Consider the following 24,514-nt stretch of genomic DNA (forward strand, 5'->3'; position numbering starts at 1 on the left):
CCCGTTCGACCTCGCCCGTGACGGCTGGACGGAGGACGAGCAGGTGGAGGTCGTCGACGTGCGCTGGTTCTCCGCCGACGAACTCGAGGCCGATGAGTTCGAGTTCGAGCCCGCCGATCTGCCCGCTCTCATCAGGGCGAACGTGCCACCGGCTGGCTGACGCGGGAGCTTTCCCACCTGGTGAGGGTCGGTCATGCCCCCGAGGCCGACCGGGGTTAGCGTCGGAGCAGCCGACACCGATCAGCTGATACCGATCGGCCGACACCGAGGAGTCCGACGCCGATGTCCGACGCATTCCCTTACCCGACCCGCCCACCGCGGAGCACCCCCGAATCGCGCCACGGGGTGCCGCCGAACCCGCGCACCGAGACCCACCCGGGAATGCTCATCGACCGCGACGTCGAGGTGGCGACCCGCGCGGGTCGAACGGTGCAGGCGGATGTCTACCGACCCGAGTCCGGGGAGCCGGCGGGGGTGCTGATCGCCTGGTCGCCGTATGGGAAGCACGATCCGGCCCCGATCGGCCAGATCTACCCGACGAGCGGCGCGAAGCCCGAGTGGATGAGCGCCCTGACGACCTTCGAGGGCCCGGATCCCGAGTTCTGGGTTCCCCGCGGCTACGCGCTCATCATCGCCGACATCCCGGGAACCTGGTACGCGAAGGGCCCCGCGTCGTACCTGTCGCCGGAGGAGGCGAGCGACTACTACGACCTGATCGAGTGGGCCGGCGTGCAGCCGTGGTCGAACGGGAGGGTCGGCACGACCGGGGTCTCGTACCTCACGAGCTCCCAGTGGCGCGTCGCGAGCCTGAACCCGCCGCACCTGGTCGCGATCAATCCGTGGGAGGGCTGGTCGGACACCTACCGCGAGGTCGCCCGGCACGGGGGCATCCCCGAGACCTCCTTCTGGCCGTACATCTGGGAACGCTGGGGCGCCTCGACCGGGGAGATCGAGGACCTGGAACGAGAGAACCGCGAGCACCCGCTCTTCGACGAGTTCTGGGCGTCGAAGGCGGCCGATCTCGAGGCGATCACGGTGCCGGCGTTCGTCGTCGCCTCGTGGACCGACCAGGGCTTGCACACCCGCGGCACGCTCGAGGGATTCCGTCGGATCTCGAGCGCGCAGAAGTGGCTGCACGTGCACGGCGCCAAGAAGTGGGCCGAGTACTACCGGCCCGAGATGGTCGAGCTGCAGGCGCAGTTCTTCGACCACTTCCTGCTCGGGCGGGGGGCCGGTCTCGACTCCTGGCCGCCGGTGCGTGCCGAACTCCGCGAGCGGTACGGCGTCGGCACCTTCATCGAGAGCACGGCGTGGCCGCTGCCGGAGGTCGAGTACCGCACCTTCCACCTCGACGCCGCGACCGGCACCTTGACGCACGAGCCGGTGGTCGCCGAGTCGGGCGCGACGTATCACGGCCTCGGGGACCCGTTCGCCGCATCCCGGGTCGTCTTCGAGCACCGCTTCGAGCACGCGGCGGACGTCGTCGGTCACGCCCGCGCGACGCTCTATGTGGAGGCCCCGGAGGCGAGCGACATGGATGTCTTCGTCGGGCTGTTCAAGCGCGACGCGGTCGGGGAGATCGTCCCCTTCGCGTACTACGCGCAGTACGAAGACGGACCCGTCGCCCTCGGCTGGATCCGGGCGTCGCACCGTGAGCTGGACGCCGAGCGCTCGAGCGACTACCTGCCGGTTCTCGCGCACCGGCGAGAGCTGCCGCTCGAGGCCGACGGACCCACCCGTCTCGACATCGAGATCCTGCCCTCGGGCACCCGCTTCGCCGCGGGGGAGAGCCTCGTGCTCGTCGTGCAGGGGCACGACCTCAAGCACTATCCGAAGCCGCTGGTCTACGCGCGGCACGAGAGCGACATCAACCGCGGGCCGCAGATCCTGCACACCGGCGGACGCTTCGACGCGACGTTGACGATCCCGATCCTCAGCTCGGTGGTCGAGTAGCGAAGCGTGTCGAGACCCCGCACGAGAAACGCCCCGGACCTCTCGGCCCGGGGCGTTTCCACTGTTGCGGGTGTTACTGCACCGGGCCGTAGCCGGTGCCGTTGAACTGAACGAGGGTCAGGCCCTGGATCGCCGGCAGGGTCGGGTCGGTCGTGTTGACCGTGATCCCGTCGAGCAGGAGCGGAGCCTGGAAGTCCTCGATCGAGTGCAGCGCCTCCATGAACGAATCACGCGTCGGCTCGGTCATCTTCAGGAACGCCTGCTCGAGGATCGCGCCCTCGGCGTACGACCACGCGCAGTGCGGCGTGTAGTTCGCGGCGATCCCGACGCCGTACTCGGCGAAGGCCTCGTTGTACGCGATGACGTCCTCGTCCTCGGCGAAGGCCGGCGAGACCGGAACCTTCGTCAGCGACGTGGAGTAGACCGCGGGGTAGGCGGCGCCGTTACCCGGCACGACGACCGTGGCCGGCGTCGAGGTGTTGGACGGGAGGAAGATCTCCGGGGTCCATCCCAGCGACTGGGCCTTGGTCAGCACGCCGACCTGGAGCGGGGTGACCGACACGGCGCTCAGCAGAGCGTCGGCGCCGGAGGCGGCGAGCTCGGTGACCTGGGCGTCGAGGGTCGGGTCGCTCGGCTCGTAGGTGGCCGAGGCGACGACCTCGACGTCGGAACCCTCGATGGCCGCCTCGAACCCGGCGACGTAGTCGTCACCGTAGTCGTCGTTCTGCGCGAGGATCGCGACGGTGACGTCTTCGCCGCGGTCGACGAGCAGCTCACCGAACGAGAAGCCCTCGTCGTAGTACGTCGGCAGCAGGCCGAAGGTCCAGGGGTTGGTCTCCTGGTCGGACGAGAACATCGTCGCGCCGGTGATCAGCAGAACCTGAGGAACCTCCTCCTCCTGCGCGATCGGCAGGATGGCGGCGTTCGTCGGGGTGCCGAGGGCGCCCACGTACGCGAAGATCCCGTCGTCGACGAGCTGGCGGAAGTTCGACACGGCCTTCGCCGGGTCGTACGTGTCGTCGAGGTAGGTGAGATCGACGGTGCGGGTGTTGCCGTCGCCGAACTCGAAACCGCCGTCGGCGTTCTTGGCCTCGAGGTAGGTGTACAGACCGGCGACCGTGCACGAGCCCGGTCCGGCGGTCGGGCCGCTGAGCGGGCTGCTGATGCCCAGGCTCAGGGTCGTGTCGGTGATGCCGGGGCTCGGAGCGTTGGTCTCGTCGCTGCCTGCGTCGCCCTCACGGGAGCATCCCGTGATGAGCAGGGCGGCGATGGCACCCGTGGCCACGACGCCGCTGATGCGGCCCGCGTTACGGAAGTTCATCATTGACCTTGCCTCTTTCCTTTGTTCTTCTTCTCGGTGGACTCCGGGTCGGCGGTCGCAGCTGCGAGCGGCCGTTCCGAAGGGTTCTGGGGGGCCGCGGGGGCGGCATCGGGCGTGGCGCCGCCGCGGCGGATCGAACGCACCACCTGGGCGATGCGGCGGGGGAGCGAGACCACCCCGCCGGGCACCAGGAACAGCACGGCGAGCAGGATCGCACCCGAGAACAGCGCCGTCAGCGACGGGTTGATCTCATTGGCGAGGCTCGGCACGAGCACGAAGTAGATGGCGCCGACGATCGATCCGAGGATGCTGGCGGACCCGCCGATCACCATGGCCGCGACCATGTTGATCGAGTTGTGGAACGACATCGTCTCGGGCGAGGTGTACTGCACGATCGCGAGGTAGAGGAAGCCGGCGACGCCGCCGAACATCGACGCGATCGTGAACGCCATCACCTTGTAGCGGTACGGCGAGATCCCCATCGCGATCGCGACGGACTCGTTCTCCTTCACGATGCGGAAGGCGCGTCCCATCCGGCCGCGCACGATGTTGCGCGCGAGCAGGAACATCAGCAGGGCGATGACGACGACGACGTAGTAGCGCCACTGGTCGTTCTCGAGGATGCCCTCGGTCCACTCCGGCGCACGGAGCCAGCTCACTGTCGTGCCCTGGGCCCCACCGGTGAACTCGCGGAAGCGCTTGGCGAGCGGGATGCCGATGATCGGCAGCGCGATCGTGACCATCGCGAGGGCGAGCCCGCGGAGGCGAGCGGCCGCGAGGGCGACGACGAGACCGACGGCGGCAGGGATGATCGCGCAGAGCAGGAGCGTCACCGGCAGCAGGAGCGGCTCGGGGATCGGGAGTCCCGAGGTCACCAGGTACGCCGCGATGTAGGCGCCGAGACCGAGGAACGCGCTCTGCCCGAGGGAGACCTGGCCGGCATAGCCCATGACGATGTTGAGGCCGAGGATCGCGACCGCGAAGACCGCCATGAGGCCGAGCTGGTAGTTGACGAACTTGCTCGAGATGAGCGGCAGTACGACAAGGACCACGGCGACGACGACGCCGAAGCCGATGCGTACCCAGAGGTTCGCGGTGAGTTTGGTCAGCGTGTTCATCAGACGCGCACCACGACCTTTCGTCCGAAGAGGCCCTGCGGTCTCACGATCAGGATGATGATCATCACCAGGAACGGCACCGCGATCTTGAGGTCGTTGCCGATGACGTCGATATAGGCGCCGGCGAGGTTCTCGATCACGCCGATGAACCAGGCCGCGACGACCGCGCCGAGTGGCGAGTCGAGTCCTCCGAGGATGGCGGCGGCGAGGGCGTAGACGAGAACGAAGTCCAGCATCCCGGGGCTGACGAACAGCTGCGGAGCCACGAGCACGCCGGCGATGACGCCGAGCACCGAGGCCAGCCCCCAGCCGATCATCAGCAGGCGGCTCACCGGAAGGCCGGAGAGCGCCGCCGACTGCGGGTTGTCGGCGACGGCGCGCATCGCGAGACCGAGCTTCGTGCCGCGGAAGAGCAGCTGGAGCAGCACGACCACGATCGCCAGGACGACGATCGTGCCGATCGAGCGGAGGCTGACGAACACTCCGCCGAGATTGAGGGTCTCGAGCCCGAAGAACGACGGGAACTGCTGCGGCTCGTAGCCGAAGAAGAAGGCGGCGATGCCGCCGATCAGCACGAACAGACCGATCGTGACGACGACCGCGGTGTCGGGGTCGCCGCGTTCGAACGGGCGCACGATGACGCGCTCGATGACCGCGCCGAGGAGGAACGCGAAGATGATGGCACCGAGGATCGCGAGGGGAAGTGGTGCCCCGGCCTGGAAGAGGGCGAAGGCGACGAACGTCGACAGCACCGCCATGCCGCCCTGAGCGAAGTTAATCAGGCCCGTGGCCCGGTTGACGAGCACGATCGCGAGCGCGAGCGCGCCGTAGATCGAACCCGTGGCCAGGCCCTCGATGACCAGCTGGATGAAGTACGCCATCTGTCAGCCCCCCAGGTACGCGCGACGTACCTCGTCCATGCCCATGAGTTCGTCGCTCGTTCCCGTCAGCGAGGTGCTGCCGGTCTCGAGGACGATCGCGTGGTCGACGACGGAGAACGCGAGCATCGCGTTCTGCTCGACCACGACCATCGCCACGCCCTGTTCGCTGCGGAGGCGACGGATCGCCCGATAGACGTTCTGCGCGGTGCTCGGGGCCAGCCCGAGCGACGCCTCGTCCAGCAGGATCAACCGCGGCTTCGACATGATCGCGCGGGAGACGGCCAGCATCTGCTGCTCGCCGCCGGAGAGCGCGGAGGCGTTCGAGCCGATCCGCTGGCGCAGATTCGGGAACAGGTCGAGGCAGAGTTCGATGTCCTCGGCGACGCCGGCCCGGTCCTTGCGGAGGTAGGCGCCGACCCGGAGGTTGTCGCGCACCGAGAGGTCGCCGAGCGTGCCGCGGCCCTCGGGCACGTGCGCAATGCCGAGCGACGCGACCTTGTCGGGTCGGAAGCCGGTGATGTCGGTGCCGTCGAAGGTGATCTTGCCGCCGGTGGCGACCATCCCGCTGATGGCGCGCAACGTCGTCGTCTTGCCGGCGCCGTTCGCACCGAGGATCCCGATCGCGTCGTTCTCGCCGACGCGGAACGAGATACCGTGCAGCACCTCGGCGTGCCCGTAGGAGGCGGTCACGCCCTCCAGCTCAAGCAGCGTCATCCGAGACCTCCTTGCCGAGGTAGGCCTCGACGACTCGCGGGTCCGACTGCGCTTCGGCCGCCGTGCCTTCCATCAACTTGGCGCCGTGATCGAGCACGACGACCCGATCCGTCAGCGCGGAGATGAGTCCCATGTGGTGCTCCACGATCACGACGGTGAGGTCGAAGTCGTCGCGCATCGAGCGGATCTGGGCGATGAAGTTCTCGACTTCGGCGTGCGAGAGCCCGGCAGCGGGCTCGTCGAGGAGCAGCAGGCGCGGGTGCGACATCATCGCGCGCACCAGCTCGACCCCCTTGTGCAGGCCGTGGGAGAGCTCGTCGGCGGGGAGTTCCGCCGCCCAGCCGAGACCGAAGCGCTCGAGGAGGTCGCGGGCCTCGGCACGTGCCTCGCGCTCGCGCCGCCCGGTCGGCGGCAGCCGCAGCGCCCAGCTGACCGGTCCACCCGGGAGGTGACTGTGTGCGCCGAGCAGCACGTTCTCGAGGACCGACGCCTCGAGGCGCAGGGCCGGGTGCTGGAAGGTACGGGCGAGGCCCGCCACCTTCGCGAGTCGCGACGGCTGCACCGAGAGGGCTTCGATGTCGTCGATCCGGATCGACCCGGACGACGGACGGTAGTGCCCGCTGATGCAGTTGAACAGTGACGTCTTGCCGGCACCGTTGGGTCCCACGAGCCCGAAGACCGAACCGGGTTCGACTTCGAGGCTGACGTCTTGGAGCACCGAGATGCCGCCGAAACGCAGTGAGACGTCGGTGAGCTTCAGCCGAGCGGCCATGGCCGTCCTCCGCTTCGTTGCAGAAAGTGGTGGTGGTGGTGGGGTGTGGCCACGGTAACCCGTCGAGGGGGACCCGGCAACTCCTTTGTCGACAAAATCGTCGACCAAACGTTCGCGATCACAGCGCGGCGGTGCGCATCCTTGCGCCCTGGCTCGATGCCAGCGTGTTCGGCCACGTCGCCTCCTGCTGTGTGAGGGAAACGTAGGGGAGCGGTAGATTGTCGACAATTCGATTCCCAACTAGTGGAAGTCTGGCACGCGTGGCATTGCAAGAGCGGGTACTGAGCGTCCTCGGCGCGTTCAACGCCGACCGGCCGAGTCTCAGCCTGAGCGACATCGCCCAGATCACCGGGCTGCCGGTGTCGACGACGCACCGACTGGTGGCCAACCTCGTCGGCTGGGGCGCCCTCGAACGCGACGAACGCCGCCGCTACGTCATCGGGTTGCGGCTCTGGGAGATCGGGGTGCTGTCGCCGCGCGCCTACCGGTACCGGTCCCGCATCCTGCCGTTCCTCGAGGAGCTGTTCGTCGCCACGCGCGAGCACGTCGTTCTGACCGCCCTTCATGACGGCGAGGGGATCATGGTCGAGCAACTGCTCGGCCGACGGGGGGCGCGGCTCGCCGCCGGGCTGGGGGAGCGGCTCCCGCTCCACGCCTCCTCACCGGGACACGTGTTCCTCGCGTTCGGACCGCCCGAACTGTGGGAGATCATCGAGGCCGAGCCGCTGCACGCCTACACGCCGCGGACGGTCACCGATCGGGATCAGCTCCGCACGGTGGTCCGGGATGTCCGGCGCACCTCCGTCTCGATCAGCGAGGGCGCGATCGTCACCAGCACGGTGTCGATCTCGGCCCCGGTCTTCGCCCATCGCGGTGAGTTCTACGGCGCCGTGTCGATCGTGGCCACCATCGGCACGGTCGACCCGAACCTGCTCGCCCCCTCGGTGCTCCGTGCAGCGCGCCTCATCAGCGCCGCGCTTCTGACGGCGGGGGAGGAACCCCCGTTCCGACCGCTGCGCCGGGCCGAGCAGCCTCCTGCGCCGCCCGCGGCGAGGGGAGCAGGAATGGAGAAGCGCACCCCGGCCGCGGGTGCCTAGCCTGAACCCACCGACTCGAACGAGGAGAAGAGATGGCCGAGAAGTCGTCCGAGGTGTTCAGCGCCGAGGAGAAGCAGGCGATGAAGGAGGCCGCTGCCGAGCGCAAGGCGCAGGCGAAAGCCAAGGACAAGCGCGAGGCGGGGACGAAAGCGGTGCGCGACGTGATCGACAAGCTCGACGGCAGTGACCGCGCGATCGCGGAGAGGTTCTACGCGCTCGTCACCGAGCACGCGCCCGATCTGGTGCCCAAGACCTACTACGGGATGCCCGGCTTCGCGAACGCCGACGACAAGATCCTCGTCTTCCTCCAGCCGGCCTCGAAGTTCAAGGTGCGGTACGCCACGATCGGCTTCGAGCAACCGGCGAAGCTCGACGACGCGCCGATGTGGCCGACCGCCTGGGGCGTGACGAAGTTCACGGACGCCGATGCGAAGACGTTCGTCGCGACGCTGAAGAAGGCGATCGGCTGAGAACCGCCGTCATGCGGAGGCGATGAGCCCTCCCGACGCGTCGAACCGCAGCCAGCGACCCTGCGAGACGACCTCGGGGTCCTGAGCCGGATCGCGCACCAGGAGCGCCGAGTCGTCGTCGAGAAACCAGACAGGCCCGCCGAGCCGAGGCGCGTGTCGGGCGGCCCAGGCGTCATCGTGGTCAGGGAAGTAATCGGCACCGAGGTGCGGCATCAGGAACCAATCGAAGATCGGCGCCGCGGCGGTCGTCCCATCGAGACCGAACACCTCGAGCTCGTCGTCGTCGAACGCCTCGACCGCGGCCTCCTGGAGGCGCGAGAAGATCATCGATCCGGCGCTCCAGCCGACGTAGACCTTCTGCTCGAGCAGCCTCGGGAGGATCTCGGCGAGGCCGGTCGAGATCCACGCATGGGCGAGCCAGAGATTGCTGCCGCCGTAGCCGAGGATGACGTCGGCCGCCTCCAGCCGCGGCTCGGCGAGGTGCCGTGGTGTGGCGAGCAGCGAGACGACATCGAACTCCGCCCAGCCGAGCGCCTGCAGCTCGGCCAGGTGCTCGACGAGCTTCGATTTGTCACCGGCGAACGGCAGGATCGCGTCGACGACGACGATGATCCGGGCATCCGACGTCGGCCGTCCGATCAGGTCGATCGCCGCAGCCCGGATGGCGGCGTTCCGGATCCCGTGCGACGTGAGCAGCATGCGCATGCAGGCATGATCCCATCAGCCCCCGATTCCCGTTCCGACAGGCTCCGATAAGCAGCATTATGTCAGACTAGAGGCGCCGCGCTTCACCATCACCCGGGACCGTCGGTGCGGGAGTCCCCGCAGCTGCTGCCGAAGCTCAGCCGGCGACCACGATGTACGACGCGCCGGCGTGCTCGAACTCCGTCGCCTCGCGGAAGCCGAGCGCAACGTGGGACTGGCGCGACGCTGCGTTGTCGGCGCGAATGAACGCCAGGATCGAGGCGCCGTCACTCTCCTCGCGCTCGGCCAGCAGGAGCGCTCGCGCGACTCCGCGGCGGCGGAAGGCGGACGCGACGCAGATGGGCCCATGCAGGAGAGCGCGGGAGTCAGGATGGGCCCGCAGCATCGCCTGAATGATCGGGATATGAGCCTGCGCCGCCTGGGACGTCAGTGCGGCGTAGCCGGCGACCGCCTCGCCGACGCGCGCGACGATGAGGAGCTCCCCTCGGATGACGCTCTCAAACCACGTGCGGTCGAAGCGCGCCGAGAGTGAACCGCCGTTCTCGATCAGGTTCTCCTCCTGGATGGCGAGGATGTCATCGACATCGGTCGGGCGCGCGCGATCTGCATCGATCGCTTCAGTCTCCTCGCCGACGGAGTCCGGCTCGCTGGCGTTCACGTCACGATCCAAGCACGTGGTCATCCAAGCCCGGGGTCGCACGTCCGGCGGGAGCGCCGCCGTGAGGGACAATCTGATGTGGCCTCCGACGATTCTCTCCCGCCGCCGCCCGGCGACGCGAGCGGGATCGACCCGACGGACCTCGCGACGACTCTGCGGGTGCTCGGCGCCCTCCACGAGGTCGACCCCGAGCATCCGGACTTCATCGCGGTGCGGCGCGCGACCGCCGCGATGTTCAAAGACGTCAAGCGCGCCCGCCGGCTCGAACTGCGCGCCCAGGTGCAGGAGGCCGACAAGGCCGTCGTCGCCGCGACCGCCACCGGCGCGCCCGACCGCATCGACGACGAGACGCGCGGCATCCCGATCTCGACGTCGACGACCGCGGCGATCGCCGGCGTGCTCAAGAAGGCCCGCGCCTGCTACATCTGCAAGCAGGACTACACGGTCGTCGACGCGTTCTACCACCACCTGTGCCCCGACTGCGCGGCGATGAGCCATGCCAAGCGCGACGCCCGCACCGACCTCACCGGCAAGCGCGCCCTGCTGACCGGCGGTCGCGCGAAGATCGGCATGTACATCGCGCTGCGACTGCTGCGCGACGGCGCGCACACGACGATCACGACGCGGTTCCCGCGGGATGCCGTCCGCCGCTTCACGAGCCTCCCCGACTCCGACGACTGGATCGACCGGCTCCGCGTCGTCGGCATCGACCTGCGAGATCCCGCCCAGGTGATCGCGCTCGCCGAGTCGGTCGCCGCGCAGGGGCCGCTCGACATCCTCATCAACAACGCCGCGCAGACCGTGCGCCGCTCCCCCGGCGCCTACTCGCGCCTCGTGGATGCCGAGCTCGCTCCCCTCCCCGGCGGGCCGCTCCCTGAGGTGGAGACCTTCGGGCACACCAACGACGCCCACCCGCAGGCGCTCGAGCGGTCGGTCGCCGCGCACCCGATCCTTGCGGCGGCCGCGGCGAAGGCCGACGAGCTGACCGAGCAGGCGCTCGCGGCCGGGTCGTCGTCACTCGAGCGTCTCGCGGCCGGCACGGCGATCGACGCGGGCGGACTGATCCCCGACCACGATTCCGTCAACTCCTGGGTGCAGAGCGTCGACCAAGTGGACCCGCTCGAGATGCTCGAGGTGCAACTGGCGAACGAGACGGCGCCGTTCATCCTCATCTCGAAGCTGCGCCCGTCGCTGGCCTCCTCCCCCGCGCGGCGCACCTACATCGTCAACGTCAGCGCGATGGAGGGCGTATTCGGGCGCGGCTACAAGGGCCCCGGGCATCCGCACACGAACATGGCGAAGGCGGCCGTCAACATGCTGACGCGCACCAGTTCCCGAGAGATGTTCGAATCCGACGGCATCCTCATGACCAGCGTCGACACCGGGTGGATCACCGACGAGCGTCCGCACCCGACGAAGGTCCGCCTCGCCGAAGAGGGCTTCCACGCCCCCCTCGACCTCGTCGACGGCGCCGCCCGCGTCTACGACCCGATCGTGCGCGGCGAGGCGGGCGAGGATCTCTTCGGGGTGTTCCTCAAGGACTACTCCCCCGGCGCGTGGTGATGCAGTCCCTCACCGCCGACGCGATCCGTGCGTCCTTCCTCAACGTCTCGCAGCGCGAACGCACGGCGATCCCGCTCCCCGATCTCGACACCGTCGCCTGGGAGAAGGTCGACTTCCTCGGCTGGCGCGACCGGAAGCAGCCCCTGCTGGGCTACGTCGTCGCCGACCTCGACGGTGAGCCCGCCGGAGTGCTGCTCCGGCAGGCGGAGCCGCCGCGGGCGCGCGCCCAGTGCTCCTGGTGCGAAGACGTGCAACTCCCCGCTCCGGTCGTCTTCTTCAGCGCCAAGCGCTCGGGCGACGCGGGTCGCCGCGGCGACACCGTCGGCACACTCGTCTGTGCCGGCTTCGAGTGCTCGGCGCACGTGCGGAAGCTGCCGACGATGGCCTACCTGGGCTTCGACCGCGAGGCCGAACGAGAACGGCGGATCGGGGTGCTGCGCGAGCGCGTCGGCGACTTCCTGACCAACCTGCGCGTCTGAGTTCCGCGGAGTCGTCGATGCCGCCCGAGTCAGCGCTCGGCGGCCTCGGGGTTTCCGGGCTCGGGGATGACCGGCTGCTCCCCCGCCGGAGTCTCCGCCCGGCCCTCGCGGATCGCCTGGCGGCCTGCGGGCACCACGACGGCGATGGCGACGACGACGAAGGTGATGACGCCCGCGACGACGAGCAGCGTCTGCACCGGGATGACGTCGGCGAGCGGCCCGAAGACGACCATGCCGATGGGCATCGAGACCGCCATCACGATGCCGACGAAGCCGAAGACACGCCCCTGCCGCTCCGGTTCGACCCGCAGTTGCAGGAGGGTCATCGCGGGGGTCGAGAAGAACGGCACCGCCAGGCCGACGACGAACATGATGCCGAAGAACAGCCAGAGGTTCGTCGAGAGTCCCAGAGCGATCGACAGCAGCCCGAAGAGCACCGACGACGCGATGATCATCAGCACCCTGTTCTTCGTGCCGCCCCAGATCGAGATGACGACGCCGCCGGCGAGCATTCCGATGCTGAAGGCGAGTTCCAGGATCGTCAGCTTGGCGACCTCGTCGAGGCCGAAGAAGTCGCCGCCGAACGAGCGCACGACCATGAGCGGCGTGAGGTACGAGGGTGCGACGGTGAGCAGGAAGATCACCCCGAACAGCAGCAGCAGCCAGCGGATGAGGCGATGCGTGGCGACGTACTTCACGCCTTCGACGAGGTCGGTGAAGTAGCCCGGCCGTTCCCCCGCGCGCACGATGGTCGGCACGGCCACCATCGCGAGCAGCCCGATTCCGATCACCGCCGTGACGACATCGACGAAGAAGATCGTGGTGAGCGAGGCTGTCGCGTAGAGCACCCCGGCGGCGGCCGGTGCCAGCAGCGCCATGACCGACTGGATGGTGGCGAGCATCCCGTTGACCCGCATCAGATGCGCAGACGGCACGAGCTGCGGCACGAGAGCCGAGACAGCAGGGCTCTGGATGCCGGCGCCCGCCGATCGGATCGCGAGCGTCAGGTAGATGAGCCAGAGCGCATCGACGCCGCCGAGCATGAACAGTGCGAGAGCGAGGGTCGAGGCCGCGATCACCGCATCGGCGCCGATGATGAGCGCCTTGCGGTTGAGGCGGTCGGCCCAGACCCCGCCGAAGATCGAGACGATCGCCTGCGGCAGGAAGCCGAACAGTGCGGCAAGCGCCATCACCGTGCCCGACTTCGTCTCGAGGGTCAGGTGCCACATCACGGCGTACTGCACGAGCATCGACCCGAACAGGGAGATCGTCTGGCCGGAGAGGAACACGGCCACGTCGCGCTTCCAGTGCGGGCGGGTGGCGGCGTCCGTCATGACGTCATTCTCGCAGGGTCGCCGGCCCCGTCTGTTCCCGCGAAACCGCGGCTAGCTCGTCGTCGCCACGACCCAGGCGTCGAGCTTCGCCGTCGCGGCGCCGGAGTCGATCGTCCGTGCGGCGACCGCGACCTTCTCGGTGAAACGCTCCCGGATGTCGCGCTCCTGCTGAGCCGCGTCGTGCGCGAGGTCCCACGCGACGAGGCCTGCAGCGGCGTTCAGCAGCACGATGTCGCGCACCGGTCCCGCGTCGCCGGCGAACACGCCGCGCGCGATCGCCGCGTTGTGCGCGGCGTCGCCACCCCGCAGGTCGTCGATGTCCGACCGCGGAATGCCGAAGTCGCCCGGGTCGAGGTCGTGCTCGTGGATGTCGCCGCGCGACACCTCCCAGATGTGGCTGTGCCCCGTCGTCGTCAGCTCGTCGAGTCCGTCGTCTCCGCGATAGACCAGCGCCGTCGCCCCGCGCGTCCGGAACACCCCCGTGATCAGCGGGACCTTGTCGAGAGCGGCGACGCCGACGCTCGACGCCTCGGGCCGCGCCGGGTTGCAGAGAGGGCCGAGGAAGTTGAAGACCGTCGGAATGCCGAGCTCGCCCCGAACGGGTCCGGCGTGCTTGAAGCCCGGGTGGAAGAGGGCCGCGAAGACGAAGGTGATGCCGACCTCGTCGAGGACGGCGGCCACCCGCTCGGGCGTCAACTGCAGGTCGACGCCGAGCGCCGCGAGCACATCGGACGAGCCCGACGCCGAGGATGCCGCCCGATTGCCGTGCTTGACGACCTTCGCTCCGGCCGCGGCGGCGACGATGGACGCCATCGTGGAGACGTTGACCGTGCCCATGCGGTCTCCCCCGGTGCCGGCCATGTCGAGCGCCATCGGGTCGACCGCCAGCGGCTGCGCGTGCGTCAGGATCGCGTCGCGGAACCCGACGATCTCATCGACCGTCTCACCCTTCGCGCGCAGTGCCACCAGAAACCCGGCGAGCTGCGCGGGGGTGGCCCGTCCCTCCATCACCTGCTCCATCGCCCACGACGCCTCCGCGATCGACAGATCGGCTCCGGCCAGCAGCTGGGTGAGGAGAGCGGGCCAGGTGAGTTCCGTCGGCATGGCGTCGATCGTAGCGACCCCGGATATCGGCCATAATGGGACGGTGACCTCCGCACAGCTTTCGCACGCCCGAGTGGGCGGTATCCAGCGGCCCAATACCGTGCAGGTCGGCACGATCGTCTGGCTCGGCAGCGAGGTGATGTTCTTCGCCGGTCTCTTCGCGATCTACTTCACCCTGAAGTCGACGTCTCCGGGATTGTGGGCCGACCAGTCGTCGAAGCTCAATATCGTCTTCTCCGGCATCATCACGATCATCCTCGTGTCGTCGTCGTTCACGGCGCAGTTCGGGGTCTTCGCCGCCGAGCGCCTCCAGAAGTGGCGCACCGGCCCCTGGTGGGACCTCAAGCGCTGGGGCGTGGTCGAGTGGTTCTTCCTCACCTTCTTCCTCGGGGCGATGTTCGTCGTCGGCCAGGTCTACGAGTACGCGCTTCTGGTGAGCGAGGGCGTCGGATTCCAGAGCGACCCCTACGGTTCTGCCTTCTACCTCACGACCGGCTTCCACGGTCTACACGTCACCGGCGGTCTGCTCGCCTTCCTGATCGTCATCGGCCGCTTCTTCGCGGTGAAGACCTTCACCCACAAGGAAGCCGTCACGGCCATCGTCGTCTCGTACTACTGGCACTTCGTCGATGTCGTGTGGATCGGGCTGTTCATCGTCATCTACGTCTTCCCCCGCATCGGAGTCTGAGTTCCCATGTCACGCAGTCGCCGCACGGGTCGCCGTTCACCCCTCGCCTCGGTCGCACTCCTCCTCATCGGCCTCCTCGCCACTGGCGGCGCCTACGCGCTCGTCACCTCGAGTGCGACCGCGAGCACGTCGTCCGCCGTCGCCACCCAGGCCGAAGACGGCGAGAAGCTGTTCCTCGCCAACTGCTCGTCCTGCCACGGCATCGGGGCCATCGGAACGACCGACGCGCCGAGCCTTGTCGGCGTGGGCGCCGCAGCCGTCGACTTCCAGGTCGGTACCGGCCGCATGCCGATGGCGGCATCCGGTCCGCAGGCCGAAGTCAAGCCCGTGCAGTTCACCGAGGAGCAGATCGAGGCGCTCGCCGTTTACGTCGCCACCCTCGGCGACGGCCCCGGGATCCCGACGGACGCGACCCTGACGAGCGGAGACGACGTCGCCGCCGGCGCCGAACTCTTCCGGATCAACTGCGCCATGTGCCACAACGTCGCGGGCGCGGGCGGTGCGCTCACGGAGGGCAAGTACGCTCCGCCGCTCCAGAACATCGACCCGGCGCACGTCTACGAGGCGATGGTCACCGGTCCGCAGAACATGCCGGTGTTCAACGACCTCAACATCACGCCCGAGGACAAGGCCAACATCATCGCCTACCTCGACTACCTCGACAACAACCCCTCGCCGGGTGGTCTCGACCTCGGCAGCCTGGGCCCCGTGTCCGAAGGACTGTTCGTCTGGATCTTCGCGCTCGGCGCGATCATCGCCGTGACCGTGTGGCTCACGGCGAAGTCGAACTGACCTCCGAGACCGACCTGAGAGATAGAGAGCACACGAGCATGGCAGACCACGGCACCTCCACCGGGAAGGACGTCGCGATCCCGGCCGACGCACCCGGAACTGCCGTCGTCGCGACGGACGCCATCGAGAACCCCGGGTTCCCGCCGCACCGTCCGCGCGTCAGCGACGTCGACCCGAAGAAGGAACGCCAGAACGAGCGCCGCGTCGCCTGGTTCTTCTGGGCCTCGATCGTCGGCAGCATCTTCGCGATCGCCGCGTACTTCGTCTTCCCGATCGACGCCGACGACCCCGGTTCGGTGCGCACCAACAACGCGCTCCTCGGCCTGGGCATGGCGCTCGCGCTGTTCGGAATCGGGTTCGGCGCCGTGCACTGGTCGAAGTCGCTCATGGAAGGTCACGACCTCGTCGAGGACCGCAACGCCGGCCACCCGCCGCAGGAGAAGTACGAGAAGCGCGCCGGCGCCGCCGCGGTCTTCACCGCCGGCAACCAGGAGTCCGGGTTCACCCGGCGCAAGCTCATCCGCAACTCGCTGATCGGCGCGCTGGTGATCTTCCCGCTCCCCGCCGTCGTCCTCTTCCGCGACCTCGCCCCGGCCGAAGACCCGGTCGAGCTGCTCAAGCACACGATGTGGAAGAAGGGCACGCGCCTGGCGCGCGACCCCGACGGCACCCCCATCAAGGCCTCCGAGGTGACCCTCGGATCCGCCTTCCACGTCATCCCCGAGGGCCTCCAGGACCTCGAACACGGCAAGCTCGAGGAGAAGGCCAAGGCGGCCGTGCTGCTCATGCGTCTCAAGCCGGAGGACCTCACCGTCTCCGAGGGCAAGGAGACCTGGAACTACCAGGGCATCGTCGCCTACTCGAAGATCTGCACGCACGTGGGGTGCCCGGTGGCGCTCTACGAGCAGCAGACCCACCACCTGCTCTGCCCGTGCCACCAGTCGCAGTTCGACATCAAGGAGGAGGCGAAGGTCATCTTCGGTCCCGCCAAGCGTCCGCTGCCGCAGTTGCCGATCGCCGTGGACGACGAGGGCTACCTGATCGCGCAGAGCGACTTCCATGAACCCGTCGGACCGAGCTTCTGGGAGCGTTCGCTGTGAGCCTCGAAAACACTGGGCGACCGGGTGAGGGCGAACCCACCCCCGAGGTCGGCCGCGGTATGCGGTTCACCAACTGGGCCGCCGGCTACGTCGACGAGCGGTTCAAGCTGTCCGGCTGGATCCGCGACTACGGACGCAAGATCTTCCCCGACCACTGGTCCTTCATGCTCGGCGAGGTCGCGCTCTACTCGCTCATCATCGTGCTCCTCTCGGGCACGTTCCTGACGTTCTTCTTCCAGGCCTCGATGGTCGAGACGCACTACGAGGGCTCGTACGTGCCCCTCAAGGGCATCGAGATGTCGGCGGCGATGGCGTCGACGCTCGACATCTCGTTCGACATCCGCGGCGGCCTGCTCGTGCGGCAGATCCACCACTGGGCGGCGCTGCTCTTCGTCGCCTCGATCGGTCTGCACATGCTCCGGGTGTTCTTCACCGGCGCCTTCCGCAAGCCGCGTGAGATCAACTGGCTGCTCGGATTCACGCTGTTCATCCTCGCGATGGCGGAAGGATTCACCGGGTACTCGCTTCCCGACGACCTGCTCTCGGGCAACGGCCTGCGCATCATCGACGGCATGATCAAGGGCCTGCCGATCATCGGCACCTGGCTGTCGTACCTGATCTTCGGCGGCGAGTTCCCGGGCACGAGCGTCATCGGGATGTTCTACAGCCTGCACATCCTGCTGCTGCCCGCGATCCTGGTCGCGATCGTCGGCATCCACGTGATCATGGTGTTCGTCAACAAGCACACGCAGTACGCGGGTCCGGGTCGCACGAACGACAACGTCGTGGGCGTCCCGGTCATGCCGGTGTTCGCGGCGAAGGCCGGCGGCTTCTTCTTCATCGTCTTCGGTGTCGTCGTGCTCGTCGCGGCGAACGTGACGATCAACCCGATCTGGAACTACGGGCCGTACGATCCGTCCCCGGTCTCCGCCGGAACGCAGCCCGACTGGTACATCGGCTTCGCCGACGGGCTGTTGCGCCTGATCCCGCCGGGCTGGGAGATCGAGTTCCTCGGCTTCACGTTGTCGCTCAACATCCTCGTGCCGCTGCTGGTGCTCCCGTTGTTCCTCGCCCTCGTCGCGTTCTACCCGTTCTTCGAGGCCTGGGTCACGGGCGACAAGCGTCACCACAACATCGCGGACCGTCCCCGCAACGCTCCGATGCGCACCGCGATCGGCGCCGCGGGTGTCACGTTCTACGCGGTCATGTGGGCGGCGGCGTCGTCAGACCTCATGGCGACCCACTTCAAGCTGACGATGGAGGGGGTCATCCACACTCTCCAGGCGCTCCTGATCATCGGGCCGATCTTCGCCTTCATCGTGACGCGACGCATCTGCTTCGCGCTGCAGAAGAAGGACCGTGAGATCGCACTCCACGGCTACGAGTCCGGCCGCATCGTGCGCCTTCCGGGGGGCGAGTACGTCGAGGTGCATCAGCCGCTGAGCGACTACGAGCGCTGGCGCCTGGTGTCGTACAACGACTACAAGCCGCTCATGGTGCGCCCCGACGCGAAGGGCCGCATCTCGGTGATCCAGCGTGTACGCGCCGCCGTCTCGAACGCGTTCTTCGAGGACCGCATCGAGCCGGTGACGAAGGCCGAGCTGGAGGCTCAGTCCCACCACTGAGGCACCAGCACCATCGATCCGCCGACGGCCGATCTGCTCCCAGCGGGCAGGTCGGCCGTCGCGGTTTCCGGCTCCGCAAGCTGGGCACAACACCACGCTGATCGGCCTGTCAGGGTCGTAGTGCGATCCCCGACCTGATCCTCGCGGCCGACGAGATCGTGCGCGTGCGCACCGACCTCGACAGCGTCTTCACAGCGACGAGCACACGCGATTACGGCCTCATCGACGAGATCCGGTCGCCGCGGGCCAGCTGACGCGGTCCGTGACCCGACGTGAGTCAGGACCCCGGGCTCAGGCGGCGAGAGACACGGTCGACCGTGAGGGCGCGACCGTGCGGCGGGTGAGATCGCGTCCGATGCCAGAGGCGAGCTCCGCGAGCGTCGTGTCGAGGGCACCGGCGACGGCGGAGATCATCTCGCTCGACGGCTCCTTGATGCCCCGCTCGATCTCGGAAAGGTACTGCGGGGAGATGCCGGCACGGCGTGCGGTGTCGGCGAGCTTCTCCTCGCGATCGGCGCGCAACTCGCGCAGGCGCTGGCCGAGAACCTCCCGCCACAGCGGCTCCGGCTGAGGGGCGCGGCGACGAGGGGCATCTTCGATCGGCGTGACGTCGGTCATGCTCAACGGTATCGACGGCCCGCGTCGATCACCGCACGGTTCCGCTCAGGGCAGAACGCGCGCCGCGCCACGATCCGCCGGGAAGAACCGACGCATGTATTCGGCCGCATCCGTGAAGCCGAGGCGGTCGTAGAACCCGCCGGAGCGGCGGCTCGCGACGGTGAGCTGCGTGACCCCGCGCTCCTCGCAGGCGGCCTCGACCGCGTGCACGAGCAGAGTGCCGTAGTCGCGGCCGCGGGCACCCTCGTCGACGACGATCTCCTGCAACTGAGCCGACGGCCCGTTGGTCGCCAGCAGCGGCACGATCGTCGTCAGCGCGTAGCCGCCGAGGCGCGGCGATCCGTCGTCGACGACGAGCAGGAGGACGCTCGGCTGCTCCCCCGCGAAGTAGGACGCCAGCGTGGCGTCGTACGCGGCCCGCTCCGGGGTGAAGGCGTGCCCGAGCTGCTGCACGAGAGCGAACAGTGCATCCTCGTCGCCGGGGCGCGCGTCGCGGACCTTCGCGTCGCTCACGACGACGTCGCCCTGACCAGCGTTCCCCATCGGCGTCAGCGTGCGAAGAAGTTGCGGTAGTACTCGTACTGCCAACCGATGATGCCGAGCAGGACGATCGGTCCGCCGATGAAGGCGATCCAGACGCCCACGGCCAGACCGAGGAACATCAGCGCCAGCCCGAAGGCGAGAACCATCGGCCACCAGCTCCACGGACTGAAGTGCCCGATCTCCGGGTCGCCGTCGTCGATCTCCGCGGTCGGGATGTCTTCGGGGATCTCCCCACCCTGCGCGCGCTTGGTGATCGTGATGTAGAACGCCAGGAACAGCGACATGATCGCGCCCAGGCTGATCGCAATCGTGCCGACCCACTCGACACCCATCGCGGTGATCGGCTCGATCATGTCGGTCGTCGAGTAGTCGAGGATCGACCAGACGGTGTAGCCCACAGCGGCGAGGGCGAAGAAGACCGCCAGCAGCCAGAACAGGTTCGCGTTGACGCGCACGTTACTTCACCTCTCCGTCGGCGAGGTCGACGACCGGACGTTCGGGAGCATCCTTGAGCGGTCCGATGCCCACCTGCGCCCCCGCTTCCGGGTGGTGCAGATCGAACGCCGGCGACTCCGAACGGATGCGCGGGATGGACACGAAGTTGTGCCGCGGCGGCGGGCACGACGTCGCCCATTCGAGCGAACGCGCGTTGCCCCAGGGGTCGTCGACGGTGACCTTCTCACCGCGCCGCGCGGTCACGACCACGTTGAGGAAGAACGGGATCATCGACGCCGCGAGGATCATCGCGCCGATCGTCGAGATCTGGTTCATCCAGGTGAGCCCGTCCTCCTCGAGGTAGCTCCAGTAGCGACGTGCACCGCCCATCACGCCGATCCAGTGCTGGATGAGGAAGGTCGTGTGGAAGCCGATGAAGAGGGTCCAGAAGTGCACCTTGCCCAGCGTCTCGTTGAGCATCTTGCCGGTCCACTTCGGCCACCAGAAGTAGAAGCCGGAGAACATCGCGAACACGACCGTGCCGAAGACGACGTAGTGGAAGTGCGCAACGACGAAGTAGGTGTCGGAGACGTGGAAGTCCAGCGGCGGGCTCGCGAGGATGACGCCCGTCAGACCGCCGAAGGTGAAGGTGATCAGGAAGCCGATGGCCCAGAGCATCGGCGTCTCGAAGGTCACCGAGCCGCGCCACATCGTGCCGACCCAGTTGAAGATCTTCACACCGGTGGGCACCGCGATGAGCATCGTGAGGAGCGCGAAGAACGGCAACAGCACCGAGCCGGTCACGTACATGTGGTGCGCCCACACCGTGACCGAGAGCGCCGCGATCGCGATCGTCGCGTAGATCAGCGTCTTGTAGCCGAAGATCGGCTTGCGACTGAACACCGGGAGCACCTCGGAGATGATCCCGAAGAACGGCAGCGCGATGATGTACACCTCGGGGTGCCCGAAGAACCAGAACAGGTGCTGCCAGAGGATGGCGCCGCCGTTCGCGGGATCGAGCAGGTGCGAGTCGAAGACCCGGTCGGCGCCGAGGGCGAAGAGCCCCGCCGCGAGAACCGGGAAGGCGAGCAGCACGAGGATCGACGTCACCAGGATGTTCCAGGTGAAGATCGGCATGCGGAACATCGTCATGCCGGGGGCGCGCATCGTGATGATCGTGGTGATGAAGTTGACGGCACCGAGGATCGTGCCGAAGCCGGCGAGAGCGAGGCCGAACACCCAGAGGTTTCCGCCGAGGCCGGGGGTGAACGACTGGTCGGACAGCGGAGCGTAGGCGAACCAGCCGAAGGATGCGGCGCCCTGCGGGGTGAGGTATCCGCCAGCGGCGATCAGGCCGCCGAAGATGTAGAGCCAGTAGGCGAAGGCGTTGAGCCGCGGGAACGCGACGTCAGGCGCCCCGATCTGGAGCGGCATCGCGACGTTCGCGAAGCCCGCGAAGAGCGGGGTCGCGAACAGCAGCAGCATGATCGTGCCGTGCATCGTGAAGAGCTGGTTGTACTGTTCGCCGCTCGCGATGAGCGTGCTGCCCGGCTCCCACAGCTGCGCGCGGATGATGAGGGCCATCACACCGCCGAGGCAGAAGAAGATGAACGACGAGATGAGGTACAGGTACCCGATCGTCTTGTGGTCGGTCGTGGTGAGCCACTTCACGACGACGTTGCCCTTGCGGTCCACCGTCGAGGCGCCGAACGGCAGCGTTCCCGAGGACTGGGGTGCGGTCGCGGTGGTCATCAGTTGTCGCCCTCTTCTTCGCCAGTTCCCGGCAGGTTGCTGTTCACGTTGAAGTCCTCGCCGATGTCGCCCGTCTGACCCTTGTCGCGGAGCAGCTCCATCTGCGCGTCGTACTCCTCGCGGGAGACGACCTTGACCTTGAAGAGCATCTGCGAGTGGTACTCGCCGCACAGCTCGGCGCACTTGCCGTCGTACTCGCCCTCCTTGAGGGGCACGAAGTACATGTAGTTCGAGCGCGCCGGGATCATGTCCTTCTTGTAGAGAAAGTCCACGATCCAGAACGAGTGGATGACGTCGCGCGACTCGAGCTTGATCTCGACGCTCTCGCCGACCGGCAGATAGAGAACCGGCAACTGGTCGGCGTCGAAACCGGAGCCGTCTTCGCGCTCCTGAGCCTGGATGCCGACGTCGTAGACGTCGTCATCCGTGTAGTTGAAGGTCCACGACCAGCGCTGGCCGAACACCTCGATCTTCACGTCGGGATCGGGATCGACCTCCTCGATCGCGGCCTGATCGCGTGCGGTGAACGCGAAGAAGCCGATCACGAGGATGAGCGGGACGATCGTGTAGAAGATCTCGATCGGGAGGTTGTAACGCAGCTGCACGGGCAGGCCGGTCTGGCCCTTGCGGCGGCGGTAGACGATGGCCGCCCAGATGATGACACCCCAGGTGACGACACCGACGGCGAGCAGGACGATCCAGGAGGTGACCCAGAGCCCGGTCGTGCGGTCGGTGTGGTTGGTCGCGCCGACGGAACCCTCGGGGAGGAAGCCGATCAACTGCGCCTGGGTGCACCCGGCGAGGATGAGCGTGACCGCGGCCATGATCGGGACCATTGCCCAACGAGCCAGTTTCGACTTGGCCGGCTTCGACGGCGTGGGGCGAGTTGAGCGCACCGGTGAACCTCTCAGGACAGAAGGAAGAATCCCTACGCCCCGAGTCTAGTGGCTCAGTGGAACGAGTCTCCGCAGGCGCACGAGCCCGACGCGTTCGGGTTGTCGATCGTGAAGCCCTGCTTCTGGATCGAGTCCTCGAAGTCGATGGCGGCGCCGTCGAGGTACGGCACGCTCATCTTGTCGACGACGACCTCGACGCCATCGAAGTCGCGCGTCACGTCGCCGTCGAGCAGGCGCTCGTCGAAGTAGAGCTGGTAGATCAGACCGCTGCATCCGCCGGGCTGGACCGCCACGCGCAGGCGCAGGTCGTCACGGCCCTCCTGCTCGAGCAGGTTCTTGACCTTGGTCGCCGCCACGTCGGTGAGGTTCACGCCGTGAGTCGTGATGTCGGTGGAGGAGAGCGTGGTGTCGGTCATGTCACCGAGTGTAAACGAGCATGCTGCTCATCCGCCGGACTGCGACGCCGGATCTCCGGCCGGCTCCAGCGCCCGGGCGTCGAGCCGCGAGAGCAGGAGCGCTTCGGAGAGGATCGCGCGCTGGAAGGTCGGCAGGTGCACCGACTCGTTCGGGCTGTGCGCGCGCGAGTCGGGGTCCTCGACCCCGGTGATGAGGATCTGCGCCCCCGGGAACAGCTCGACGAGGTCGGCGATGAACGGGATGGAGCCGCCCGCCCCGATCTCGACGGCTTCGCGACCGTAGGCCTCCGACATCGTCGCGAGCGCGTCGGCCGCGGCCCAGCCGCTGGCGTCCACGAGGAAGGGGTTGCCGGTGTCGAGGTCCTCGATCGCGATCTCCGCGCCGAAGGGAACGTGGCTCCGCAGGTGCGCCTCGATCGCGGCGGACGCCTCCTGCCAGGTCTGGCCGGGCGCGACGCGCGCACTGATCCGCACGCGGACGCTGGGCACGAGCGTGTTGGAGGCGTTGCGGATGCTCGGGATGTCCATCCCGGTGACGGTGATCGACGGCTGGTACCAGGTGCGCGACAGGATGTCGCCCGACCCGATCGGCGCGACGCCGTCGAGCAGCCCCGACTCCTCGCGGAGCTTCGCTTCGTCGTACGCCGGGGTGGCCTCGTCGTGGCTCGTGAGCCCCGCGACGGCCACCGAGCCGTCGGCGTTCCAGAGCGTACTGAGCAGTCGGATCGCCACCATCGGCGCGTCCGGCACGGCGCCGCCCATCATGCCCGAGTGGCTGGCGTGCGCGAGGGTCGTGATCCGCAGGTTGAAGGCCACCGCCCCGCGGAGGGCGATCGTCAGGGCCGGGGTCTCGAGGTCCCAGTTGCCGGAGTCGGCGACGACGATGACGGCGGAGGCGAGCCGGTCCCGATAGCGGTGGAGGATCTCGTGGAGCGACCGCGACCCGAACTCCTCCTCCCCCTCGACGAACAGCACGAGGCCGACATCCAGGTCGTCGCCCCCGGCCGCGACCAGCGCGCGGATCGCGCCGATGTGCGCCATCACGCCTGCCTTGTCGTCCGCAGCGCCCCGCCCGTAGAGCCGGTCGCCGCGCAGAGTCGGCTCGTAGGGCGTCGAGTCCCAGGACTCGGGCTCGCCTTCGGGCTGCACGTCGTGATGGGCGTAGAGCATGATCGTCGGCCGGCCGTTGCGCGCAGCCCGGGTCGCGATGACCGCCGGGAGCCCGAGCTTGCCGTCGACGCCGTACGGCACCCGGACGACCTCGATCTCGTCGAACACCCCGGTGTCGGCGGCGAGGGCGCGCACGGCCTCTGCGCTGGCCTCCACGTGCGCGTGATCGAAGCCGTCCCACGACACCGACGGGATGCGCACGAGCCGCGAGAGGTCGGCCACGGCGAGCGGGAATCCGGCGGCGACGGCCTCCCGGAGTCCATCGGCGAGCGGGGACGGGGTCGACTTCTCAGGCATCCCGTAATCTTAA

At 68.2% G+C, this 24,514-nt stretch carries 25 protein-coding genes; 9 read left to right on the top strand and 16 right to left on the bottom strand.

What is annotated here, in order from left to right:
- Positions 1–282 precede the first annotated feature (282 nt).
- Entirely contained in the window at positions 283–1,953 is a 1,671-nt protein-coding gene (locus ACILQS_RS04525; protein WP_395638916.1) for a CocE/NonD family hydrolase, read from the top strand.
- 73 nt (positions 1,954–2,026) lie between these two features.
- Here ACILQS_RS04525 and ACILQS_RS04530 read toward each other — a convergent pair whose 3' ends face one another.
- Genes ACILQS_RS04530 through ACILQS_RS04550 form a run of 5 tightly spaced genes read right to left on the bottom strand, consistent with a single transcriptional unit; the run spans position 2,027 to position 6,759 of the window.
- Positions 2,027–3,274, bottom strand: coding sequence for an ABC transporter substrate-binding protein (locus tag ACILQS_RS04530; protein ID WP_395638917.1), 1,248 nt, complete (start codon positions 3,272–3,274; stop codon positions 2,027–2,029).
- The gene (locus ACILQS_RS04535; protein WP_395638918.1) at positions 3,274–4,392 is read right to left on the bottom strand and encodes a branched-chain amino acid ABC transporter permease; all 1,119 of its coding nucleotides are present in this window, start codon (positions 4,390–4,392) and stop codon (positions 3,274–3,276) included. Before ACILQS_RS04535 ends, ACILQS_RS04530 begins: the two co-directional genes overlap by 1 nt.
- Positions 4,392–5,273, bottom strand: coding sequence for a branched-chain amino acid ABC transporter permease (locus tag ACILQS_RS04540; RefSeq protein WP_395638919.1), 882 nt, complete (start codon positions 5,271–5,273; stop codon positions 4,392–4,394). The genes ACILQS_RS04535 and ACILQS_RS04540 overlap by 1 nt, the downstream gene beginning before the upstream one ends.
- A gap of 3 nt (positions 5,274–5,276) precedes the next feature.
- Positions 5,277–5,987 carry an ABC transporter ATP-binding protein gene (locus tag ACILQS_RS04545; RefSeq protein ID WP_395638920.1) on the bottom strand — a complete coding sequence of 237 codons (711 nt, stop codon included), beginning with the start codon at positions 5,985–5,987 and terminating at the stop codon, positions 5,277–5,279.
- Positions 5,974–6,759: an ABC transporter ATP-binding protein gene (locus ACILQS_RS04550; RefSeq protein ID WP_395638921.1), complete on the bottom strand. Its 786-nt coding sequence runs from the start codon at positions 6,757–6,759 to the stop codon at positions 5,974–5,976. The genes ACILQS_RS04545 and ACILQS_RS04550 overlap by 14 nt, the downstream gene beginning before the upstream one ends.
- A gap of 260 nt (positions 6,760–7,019) precedes the next feature.
- Between ACILQS_RS04550 and ACILQS_RS04555 the strand changes: the two genes are divergently transcribed.
- Both ACILQS_RS04555 and ACILQS_RS04560 read left to right on the top strand, forming a co-directional pair.
- Entirely contained in the window at positions 7,020–7,856 is an 837-nt protein-coding gene (locus ACILQS_RS04555) for an IclR family transcriptional regulator (protein WP_395638922.1), read from the top strand.
- 32 nt (positions 7,857–7,888) lie between these two features.
- Positions 7,889–8,326 (top strand): hypothetical protein, encoded by a 438-nt coding sequence (locus tag ACILQS_RS04560; protein WP_395638923.1) that lies wholly within the window; start codon positions 7,889–7,891, stop codon positions 8,324–8,326.
- Between the two features lie 9 nt (positions 8,327–8,335).
- On the opposite strand, the gene ACILQS_RS04565 is transcribed toward ACILQS_RS04560, so the two are convergent.
- Complete coding sequence (locus ACILQS_RS04565; RefSeq protein ID WP_395638924.1) at positions 8,336–9,031, bottom strand: Type 1 glutamine amidotransferase-like domain-containing protein; 696 nt, start codon at positions 9,029–9,031, stop codon at positions 8,336–8,338.
- Positions 9,032–9,167: 136 nt separating this feature from the next.
- Entirely contained in the window at positions 9,168–9,689 is a 522-nt protein-coding gene (locus tag ACILQS_RS04570) for a GNAT family N-acetyltransferase (RefSeq protein WP_395638925.1), read from the bottom strand.
- A gap of 78 nt (positions 9,690–9,767) precedes the next feature.
- On the opposite strand from ACILQS_RS04570, the gene ACILQS_RS04575 reads away from it, so the two are divergent.
- Together ACILQS_RS04575 and ACILQS_RS04580 are read left to right on the top strand one after the other, a co-directional pair.
- Complete coding sequence (locus ACILQS_RS04575) at positions 9,768–11,252, top strand: SDR family NAD(P)-dependent oxidoreductase (protein WP_395638926.1); 1,485 nt, start codon at positions 9,768–9,770, stop codon at positions 11,250–11,252.
- Complete coding sequence (locus ACILQS_RS04580; RefSeq protein ID WP_395638927.1) at positions 11,252–11,731, top strand: FBP domain-containing protein; 480 nt, start codon at positions 11,252–11,254, stop codon at positions 11,729–11,731. The genes ACILQS_RS04575 and ACILQS_RS04580 overlap by 1 nt, the downstream gene beginning before the upstream one ends.
- Positions 11,732–11,760: 29 nt before the next feature.
- Here ACILQS_RS04580 and ACILQS_RS04585 read toward each other — a convergent pair whose 3' ends face one another.
- Both ACILQS_RS04585 and trpD read right to left on the bottom strand, forming a co-directional pair.
- Entirely contained in the window at positions 11,761–13,065 is a 1,305-nt protein-coding gene (locus ACILQS_RS04585; protein WP_395638928.1) for an MFS transporter, read from the bottom strand.
- Between the two features lie 51 nt (positions 13,066–13,116).
- Entirely contained in the window at positions 13,117–14,169 is a 1,053-nt protein-coding gene (trpD, locus tag ACILQS_RS04590; RefSeq protein ID WP_395638929.1) for an anthranilate phosphoribosyltransferase, read from the bottom strand.
- Between trpD and ACILQS_RS04595 the strand changes: the two genes are divergently transcribed.
- From ACILQS_RS04595 to ACILQS_RS04610, 4 genes are read left to right on the top strand one after another with little or no spacing between them, the layout of a single operon-like run.
- A complete protein-coding gene (locus tag ACILQS_RS04595) occupies positions 14,168–14,857 on the top strand; it encodes a heme-copper oxidase subunit III (RefSeq protein ID WP_395638952.1) in 690 nt (229 codons plus the stop codon). The two genes, trpD and ACILQS_RS04595, sit on opposite strands and share 2 nt — an antisense overlap.
- A gap of 6 nt (positions 14,858–14,863) precedes the next feature.
- Entirely contained in the window at positions 14,864–15,649 is a 786-nt protein-coding gene (locus ACILQS_RS04600; protein WP_395638930.1) for a c-type cytochrome, read from the top strand.
- A gap of 38 nt (positions 15,650–15,687) precedes the next feature.
- On the top strand, positions 15,688–16,749 hold the full coding sequence (locus ACILQS_RS04605; RefSeq protein ID WP_395638931.1) for a Rieske 2Fe-2S domain-containing protein: 1,062 nt from the start codon (positions 15,688–15,690) through the stop codon (positions 16,747–16,749).
- A 59-nt stretch (positions 16,750–16,808) separates the two neighbouring features.
- Positions 16,809–18,374 carry a cytochrome bc complex cytochrome b subunit gene (locus tag ACILQS_RS04610; protein ID WP_395638932.1) on the top strand — a complete coding sequence of 522 codons (1,566 nt, stop codon included), beginning with the start codon at positions 16,809–16,811 and terminating at the stop codon, positions 18,372–18,374.
- Positions 18,375–18,665: 291 nt separating this feature from the next.
- Here the strand turns inward: ACILQS_RS04610 and ACILQS_RS04615 are convergent, their stop codons facing one another.
- The 7 genes from ACILQS_RS04615 to ACILQS_RS04645 all read right to left on the bottom strand — a co-directional run bounded on the left by ACILQS_RS04615 (position 18,666) and on the right by ACILQS_RS04645 (position 24,501).
- Positions 18,666–18,992, bottom strand: a complete 327-nt coding sequence (locus ACILQS_RS04615; RefSeq protein WP_395638933.1) for a helix-turn-helix domain-containing protein — start codon at positions 18,990–18,992, stop codon at positions 18,666–18,668.
- Positions 18,993–19,037: 45 nt separating this feature from the next.
- On the bottom strand, positions 19,038–19,535 hold the full coding sequence (locus tag ACILQS_RS04620) for a GNAT family N-acetyltransferase (RefSeq protein ID WP_395638934.1): 498 nt from the start codon (positions 19,533–19,535) through the stop codon (positions 19,038–19,040).
- Between the two features lie 5 nt (positions 19,536–19,540).
- Positions 19,541–19,990 carry a cytochrome c oxidase subunit 4 gene (locus tag ACILQS_RS04625; RefSeq protein WP_395638935.1) on the bottom strand — a complete coding sequence of 150 codons (450 nt, stop codon included), beginning with the start codon at positions 19,988–19,990 and terminating at the stop codon, positions 19,541–19,543.
- Position 19,991: 1 nt separating this feature from the next.
- Positions 19,992–21,722, bottom strand: a complete 1,731-nt coding sequence (gene ctaD, locus ACILQS_RS04630; RefSeq protein WP_395638936.1) for a cytochrome c oxidase subunit I — start codon at positions 21,720–21,722, stop codon at positions 19,992–19,994.
- Complete coding sequence (gene coxB, locus ACILQS_RS04635; protein ID WP_395638937.1) at positions 21,722–22,546, bottom strand: cytochrome c oxidase subunit II; 825 nt, start codon at positions 22,544–22,546, stop codon at positions 21,722–21,724. Before coxB ends, ctaD begins: the two co-directional genes overlap by 1 nt.
- A 125-nt stretch (positions 22,547–22,671) precedes the next feature.
- Positions 22,672–23,034: an iron-sulfur cluster insertion protein ErpA gene (erpA, locus tag ACILQS_RS04640; protein WP_395638938.1), complete on the bottom strand. Its 363-nt coding sequence runs from the start codon at positions 23,032–23,034 to the stop codon at positions 22,672–22,674.
- Positions 23,035–23,061: 27 nt separating this feature from the next.
- Positions 23,062–24,501: a dipeptidase gene (locus ACILQS_RS04645; RefSeq protein ID WP_395638939.1), complete on the bottom strand. Its 1,440-nt coding sequence runs from the start codon at positions 24,499–24,501 to the stop codon at positions 23,062–23,064.
- Positions 24,502–24,514: the final 13 nt, after the last annotated feature.

The sequence above is a fragment of the Pseudolysinimonas sp. genome (genome assembly GCF_044239695.1).
Lineage (GTDB): Bacteria > Actinomycetota > Actinomycetes > Actinomycetales > Microbacteriaceae > Pseudolysinimonas_A.

Coding starts and splice junctions, on each gene's coding strand:
- ctaD (WP_395638936.1), bottom strand. CDS start 21,722: ATGACCACCGCGACCGCACCCCAGTCCTCGGGAACGCTGCCGTTCGGC.
- ACILQS_RS04605 (WP_395638931.1), top strand. CDS start 15,688: ATGGCAGACCACGGCACCTCCACCGGGAAGGACGTCGCGATCCCGGCC.
- ACILQS_RS04525 (WP_395638916.1), top strand. CDS start 283: ATGTCCGACGCATTCCCTTACCCGACCCGCCCACCGCGGAGCACCCCC.
- ACILQS_RS04530 (WP_395638917.1), bottom strand. CDS start 3,274: ATGAACTTCCGTAACGCGGGCCGCATCAGCGGCGTCGTGGCCACGGGT.
- ACILQS_RS04560 (WP_395638923.1), top strand. CDS start 7,889: ATGGCCGAGAAGTCGTCCGAGGTGTTCAGCGCCGAGGAGAAGCAGGCG.
- ACILQS_RS04565 (WP_395638924.1), bottom strand. CDS start 9,031: ATGCGCATGCTGCTCACGTCGCACGGGATCCGGAACGCCGCCATCCGG.
- ACILQS_RS04595 (WP_395638952.1), top strand. CDS start 14,168: ATGGCGTCGATCGTAGCGACCCCGGATATCGGCCATAATGGGACGGTG.
- ACILQS_RS04610 (WP_395638932.1), top strand. CDS start 16,809: ATGCGGTTCACCAACTGGGCCGCCGGCTACGTCGACGAGCGGTTCAAG.
- ACILQS_RS04615 (WP_395638933.1), bottom strand. CDS start 18,992: ATGACCGACGTCACGCCGATCGAAGATGCCCCTCGTCGCCGCGCCCCT.
- ACILQS_RS04535 (WP_395638918.1), bottom strand. CDS start 4,392: ATGAACACGCTGACCAAACTCACCGCGAACCTCTGGGTACGCATCGGC.
- ACILQS_RS04645 (WP_395638939.1), bottom strand. CDS start 24,501: ATGCCTGAGAAGTCGACCCCGTCCCCGCTCGCCGATGGACTCCGGGAG.
- ACILQS_RS04540 (WP_395638919.1), bottom strand. CDS start 5,273: ATGGCGTACTTCATCCAGCTGGTCATCGAGGGCCTGGCCACGGGTTCG.
- ACILQS_RS04580 (WP_395638927.1), top strand. CDS start 11,252: ATGCAGTCCCTCACCGCCGACGCGATCCGTGCGTCCTTCCTCAACGTC.
- ACILQS_RS04550 (WP_395638921.1), bottom strand. CDS start 6,759: ATGGCCGCTCGGCTGAAGCTCACCGACGTCTCACTGCGTTTCGGCGGC.
- ACILQS_RS04620 (WP_395638934.1), bottom strand. CDS start 19,535: ATGGGGAACGCTGGTCAGGGCGACGTCGTCGTGAGCGACGCGAAGGTC.
- coxB (WP_395638937.1), bottom strand. CDS start 22,546: ATGGCCGCGGTCACGCTCATCCTCGCCGGGTGCACCCAGGCGCAGTTG.
- ACILQS_RS04545 (WP_395638920.1), bottom strand. CDS start 5,987: ATGACGCTGCTTGAGCTGGAGGGCGTGACCGCCTCCTACGGGCACGCC.
- ACILQS_RS04585 (WP_395638928.1), bottom strand. CDS start 13,065: ATGACGGACGCCGCCACCCGCCCGCACTGGAAGCGCGACGTGGCCGTG.
- erpA (WP_395638938.1), bottom strand. CDS start 23,034: ATGACCGACACCACGCTCTCCTCCACCGACATCACGACTCACGGCGTG.
- trpD (WP_395638929.1), bottom strand. CDS start 14,169: ATGCCGACGGAACTCACCTGGCCCGCTCTCCTCACCCAGCTGCTGGCC.
- ACILQS_RS04600 (WP_395638930.1), top strand. CDS start 14,864: ATGTCACGCAGTCGCCGCACGGGTCGCCGTTCACCCCTCGCCTCGGTC.